The sequence below is a fragment of the Massilistercora timonensis genome, from assembly GCF_048354975.1.
Classification (GTDB): domain Bacteria; phylum Bacillota; class Clostridia; order Lachnospirales; family Lachnospiraceae; genus Massilistercora; species Massilistercora timonensis.
Map to the genome: position 1 here is coordinate 1 of NZ_DBGCJQ010000053.1, position 4,239 is coordinate 4,239.

The 4,239-nt window shown below is 53.1% G+C and carries 4 protein-coding genes and 1 pseudogene; 4 read left to right on the forward strand and 1 reads right to left on the reverse strand.

Going from position 1 to position 4,239, the window contains the following annotated elements; genetic code table 11:
- Positions 1-197 precede the first annotated feature (197 nt).
- A pseudogene (locus ACML7B_RS04440) lies at positions 198-397 on the reverse strand (transposase); the annotation flags it as partial.
- A gap of 641 nt (positions 398-1,038) precedes the next feature.
- Between ACML7B_RS04440 and ACML7B_RS04445 the strand changes: the two are divergent.
- From ACML7B_RS04445 to ACML7B_RS04460, 4 genes are all read left to right on the forward strand, one after another.
- Positions 1,039-1,320: a hypothetical protein gene (locus tag ACML7B_RS04445; protein ID WP_418539455.1), complete on the forward strand. Its 282-nt coding sequence runs from the start codon at positions 1,039-1,041 to the stop codon at positions 1,318-1,320.
- Positions 1,321-1,368: 48 nt separating this feature from the next.
- On the forward strand, positions 1,369-2,739 hold the full coding sequence (locus ACML7B_RS04450; RefSeq protein WP_418539456.1) for an MATE family efflux transporter: 1,371 nt from the start codon (positions 1,369-1,371) through the stop codon (positions 2,737-2,739).
- Positions 2,740-2,777: 38 nt separating this feature from the next.
- On the forward strand, positions 2,778-3,449 hold the full coding sequence (locus ACML7B_RS04455; RefSeq protein ID WP_418539457.1) for a response regulator transcription factor: 672 nt from the start codon (positions 2,778-2,780) through the stop codon (positions 3,447-3,449).
- 29 nt (positions 3,450-3,478) lie between these two features.
- On the forward strand, positions 3,479-4,239 hold a 761-nt coding region (locus ACML7B_RS04460; RefSeq protein WP_418539458.1), incomplete at its 3' end, for an ATP-binding protein.

Sequence of the window (4,239 nt, forward strand, 5' to 3'; positions counted from 1 at the left end):
GACTCATATTCAATTATGGTAAATTCGTGGTAAAACACTTATTTTTTCAAGTGATGAACAGCCCTTAAATGCTGTATTTATGCGGATAATCGGATTTTCTATATCAAGTTTTTTACAAACTCAAAAAACGGATATAAGATATGTTGTTACTTATTCTGGGCAGGATAGAAACTGCTTATAATCCAGATAATCGTTCTTCAAAAAATATCTCCAGTTGCGAATGGATCTGCCCCCCAATCCTGTCGGTGTTCGGCCCATTTTTTGTGATATCCATCATGGCTAGATACAGCATTTTCAGAAGACTCTCATCTGAAGGGAATAACGTCTTAGATTTCGTGATCTTCCGCAGCTGCCGGTTAAATCCCTCGATGGTATTCGTGGTATAGATCAAGAGGCGGACCGCTTTGGGATACTCCCATATTTCTCCATGAATAGAAGCTCCGTAAGCGTTTTGCAATATGTATTATTCACTGCTTTTCCGCATTTTCCATAATTTCGGCACTAAATCAACTATCATATAAGCCGAGGCGCACATAAGCAATATGCTGGAATATATATCCTGGTCGGAAGCTATAAAGATCACTATTGCTGCGAACAAAAACATTTCACGGAAATTCCAATTTGTCATATTAGTTCTCTCCTTATCCATACGTAACAGCACGAGGCGCATTAAACTGGTGCTGTTTTTCTTTATCTCTTTTATAACATGTTGGAAGAGACACTGTCTACTCGTGTGCAGAGTTATAATGTATCATACACAATAAGTTCAATACATTCGATAGTGCACTTATTATAAGAGTAACGCCGATCACAATATTTAATCCTTCTTTGACGGCATGATATCCTAACAAAAAGAAGGTTGATAAATTCATGAAGAAGATAATAGTGATTGTGGATTTATATTGTTTATATTTTTCTTTTTTCCCCATCTTGTTTTTCCTTTCTATTTGATTATATACTGTATGTATAGATATACGCAATATTTTTTCTTGCTGCCTTTATAAAGATTATAAATGATCTCTTGAAAGGAGGCCCCCTATGAAACGTGATCAGAACTGGGATTCCATGAAGCCCACGGCGTTCAGCTATTCTTTTACGCCGAAACAATTCTACTATTTTCTGTTCAAGAAGCCCAAGTGTCCCCGGTGCGGGGAGAAGCTGATCCGCAGGAAAGAGGCGTTTTACACCAAGGGCAAGCTCCCCGGGACATTTACCAGGGAGCTGGCAAATGTGGACGACACGAAGGTGAAATACTACTATTATACCTACACCTGTCCCCGGTGCCAGGCGAAGTATACGCTGGATGAACTGGCCAGGTAGCGGGACGGGCCTGAATGCGACGAAACTTATGAAGGAGATGACACAGCTTTGAAGCGAAGTAAATACGAGATCGATATGTGCAACGGCTCCATCATGGACAAGCTGATCTCATTTTCCCTGCCCCTGATGGTATCTGGCATCCTGCAGCTGATGTTCAACGCGGTGGATATCATCGTTGTGGGGAGATTTACCGGAAGCGACGCCCTGGCGGCGGTGGGTTCCACCACCGCTCTTATCAACATTTTCACTAACCTGTTCATTGGCGTGTCCCTGGGGGCAAATGTGCTGGCGGCCCGGTACTATGCGGCGGGCCGGGACCGGGAGATGTCGGAGGCGGTACATACGGCCATTACCCTGGCGCTGATCAGCGGCGTGGCCATGGCATTTGCAGGAGCGGGGCTGTCCAGAGTGGCCCTGGAAATCATGGGGACGCCGGGAAATGTGATCGGCCAGGCGACCCTTTACATGCGGATCTATTTCCTGGGGATGCCTTTTTTCATGCTATATAACTACGGGGCGGCCATCCTCCGGGCGGTGGGGGACACCAAGCGGCCGCTGGCCTTTCTTCTGGTGGCGGGGCTTGCCAATGTAGGGCTTGACCTTCTCCTGGTGATCGTGATCCCTCTGGGGGTGGCGGGGGTTGCCATCGGGACTATCACCTCCCAGCTGATCTCCAGTATCCTGGTGCTCCGGTGCCTGTACCGGTCGGAGGGAAGCTACCAGATCCGGTTCTCCCGGCTGGGGATCAACCGGGAGCATATGAAGCGGATCTTCCAGGTGGGGATCCCGGCCGGGATCCAGAGCACGGTGATCAACCTGTCCAACGCCATGCTCCAGTCCTCGGTCAACTCTTTCGGATCTATTGCCATGGCCGGATACACGGCGGCCAACAATATCCTAAGCTTCCTCTATGTGGCGGTGAACGCGGTAACCCAGGCCTGCATGAGCTTCACCAGCCAGAATTACAGCGTAGGGAAGCAAAAGCGGATGGACCGGGTGCTGCTCAACTGCGGGATCCTGTCGGTGGGAGTCTCGCTGGTGCTGGGCGTGGGCGCCTATGTATTCGGCGCTCAGGTGCTGGGGATCTATACGGCGGAGCCGGAGGTGATCCAGTGCGGCATGGAGATCCTGTCCATCACCACGGTGCCTTATTTCCTGTGCGGGATCATGGATCTCTTGCCGGGAGCCCTGCGGGGGATGGGACATTCTGCGGTTCCCATGGTGCTGTCTGTGATCGGCACGGTGGTCACCAGGATCATCTGGATCTACGGGTTCTTCCCAAGCCACCGGTCCTTGTATTTCCTGTTTATTTCTTATCCCGGCTCCTGGATCATCACCATCCTTATGCAGGGGATCTGCTTCTGGTTTGTAAGGAAACAGTGTATTCGGAGACTGGGGATACTGCGGCAGGAAGCATAATAGAGAGAAATCAGTGTGGAGGATAAGGGGATTTGACTATGACACCAAAGATCGGAATTATTGAAGACGACAGCGCCCTGCGGGAGGGGCTTGCTCTGGCTTTTGAGCTGGAGGGTTACGAGACGGCGGCTGCGGGGACCATGACGGAGGGAAGGCGGCTTCTGGAGGCAGGAGGGCTTGCCCTTCTCATTCTGGACTGCAACCTGCCGGACGGCAGCGGATTTGATCTGGTGCGGCGGCTGCGCGCTTCTTCCAGGCTTCCGGTGCTGATGCTGACGGCCCGCGATTCGGAGATGGACGAGGTGAAGGGGCTGGAGCTGGGGGTGGACGACTTTATGAGGAAGCCTTTCTCCCTGGCGGTGCTGCAGGCCCGGGTGCGGAAGATCTTAAGGCGTCAGGAGGAACCGGCTCTTCTTTCTTCCGGGGACATTACGGTGGACCTGGGGAAGGGAGAGGTGAGAAAGCAGGGGGAGCTTCTGGCGTTGAGCGGTACGGAGCAGCGGCTGCTTCTCTGTTTCCTGGAACATCCGGGACAGCTTCTCACCAAGGGGCAGCTTCTGGAGCGGATCTGGGATTGCGAAGGCAGCTATGTGGATGAAAATACGCTGGCGGTAGCCATCCGGCGGCTGCGGGTGAAGATCGAGGAGGATCCGGGGGAACCCAGGAGGATCCGGACGGTTCACAGCCAGGGATATCTCTGGCAGGCGTGACGGCCACAGAAAAGACAGGAGAGTATGGAATGGGTGAAATGTGGATGCTGGGGATCGCAAGTCTCCTTGTGGCGGCGGCCTTTGGGGGATTTGTGTATTTCCGGCGGCGGTATTTTCAGCTTTATCAGAGGGTACAGCTTCTGCAGCAGAAGATGCTGGCGGGGGAAGACATTTCCCAGGCGGCGGACCGGGAAGGGGCGGAAGATGTGATCCGGGACGGATTTGTGCGGATCCAGAAGCGGTATGGCCGGGAGGCGGAGGAAGCCGGGAAGGACCGGGAGGCCCTGAAGGGGCTGATCCAGGATCTGTCCCATCAGCTTAGGACGCCTCTTGCCAATATCCGGCTCTATCAGGAGCTTCTGGGGAAGACGGAGCTGGAGCCGGAACAGCGGGCAAGGGCCCGGAGGCGGCTGGAAGAGGAGACGGACAAGCTGGAGTGGCTTCTTGAGGCCCTCTTTAAGATGGTGGATCTGGAGCGGGGCAGAGGGAATCTGGAGATCCTTCCTGCCGGGATCGGCCACACGGTGCGGCAAGCGGCGGAAGCGGTCCGGGAAAGAGCCAGGGCCCGGGGGATCAAGATCCGGTTTGCGGGGTCTTTTGACCTGTGTCTCAACCACGATCCCAGATGGACCCAGGAGGTGTTCTTTAATCTTCTGGAAAATGCGGTGAAATATAGCCCTGAAGGGTCGACTGTCACCATTTCCTGTGAGGCCTTCGAGACCTACGGGGCGGTCCATATCCGGGATGAGGGCCCGGGGATCCCGGGGGAGGAGATTCCCAGGATCTTCCG